Annotated in this window: 1 pseudogene; it reads left to right on the plus strand. The window is 63.4% G+C overall.

The features are described from left to right. Positions 1 to 1,277 (plus strand): annotated as a pseudogene (locus FW764_RS28025) (hemagglutinin); the annotation flags it as partial.

Below are 1,277 nucleotides of genomic sequence, written 5' to 3' on the forward strand. Positions count from 1 at the left end.
CCTGCAAGTCGGCCAGTTGGATAACCGTCAAGGCGTGCTCAACAGCAAGCAGGCGCTGGCGATCACCGGGCAATCCCTGAGTAACCAAAACGGCCTGGCCAGCGCCGTTGGCCCGGTGCGGCTGACGCTCGACAGCGTCGACAACACCAAGGGCCGCATTGCCAGCCAGGCTGATCTGGACGCCACGGTCGGGATCTTCAACCAGCAGGGCGGTCAGTTGGTCGCCCAGGGCAACTTGAGCCTCAACGCCGACACCCTGGATAACCGCGACGGCGGCGTCCTCGGTGCGAAAAAAGCGCTGAAGCTCACCATCAACAGCGTCGACAACCGCGCGGGTGAAATCTCCAGCCAGCAGAACATCGACCTCAGCGGCCAGCGCCTCGACAACAGTGGCGGCAAGCTGTTGGCCGGGACGGCGCTGGAACTGGCGATGCACGAGGTGATCAACCAGGCCAAAGGCCTGGTCTTCGCCCAAGACACGCGCTTCACCGGCACCCGCCTGGATAACACCGAAGGCACCTTTGGCGCCAAGCACTCCCTGGCGTTGCAGCTGGCGGCTGGGCTGAACAACACGGGTGGCAAATTCACCAGCGAAGGTTCGATGGACCTGGCGGCCCAGCGCATCGACAACACCGGCGGCAGCCTCTCCAGTGCCGGGCCGCTGACCCTCACCAGTGCCACGGATTTGATCAATACAGGCGGCACCGTCGAGAGTGCACAAAGCCTCAAGCTGACCAGTGCCAGCCTCGATAACACCCACGGCCTGATCAACAGCCAAGGCGCCGTGACCCTCACGACCGGCGTGTTCAACAACGGCCTTGAGGGGCATGTCACCAGTGCCGACAGCCTTGACCTCACGGCCACCCAGGTCAGCAACAGCGGGCAAATCCGCAGCGTTGGCAGCCTGACTGCCAACCTCACTGGCCTCACGCAAATGGGCGGCGCCGAGCTGCTCAGCACCACGCAACTGAACCTCGACCTGCACAACGGCGAGCTGGTCAACGCGGGCGTGATCAACGCACCGATCCTGGTGCTCAACAACCTCGCTAACCTCAACAACCAGCACGGCGAAATCTCCAGCCAGAACGCCTTCACCTTGGCGGCCAACAACCTCGACAACAGCCACGGCAAGCTCATCAGCAACCAAGGGCTGACCTTGCGCGTTGAGCAGCTGCTGGCCAACGTCAAAGGCCATATCAACGCCGTTGGCCTCGACGCGCGCAGCACCCGTTTGGACAACACCGACGGCCTGCTCAGTGGCCGCGGTGATGTCGCAC

The sequence above is a fragment of the Pseudomonas sp. 1152_12 genome, assembly GCF_052850675.1.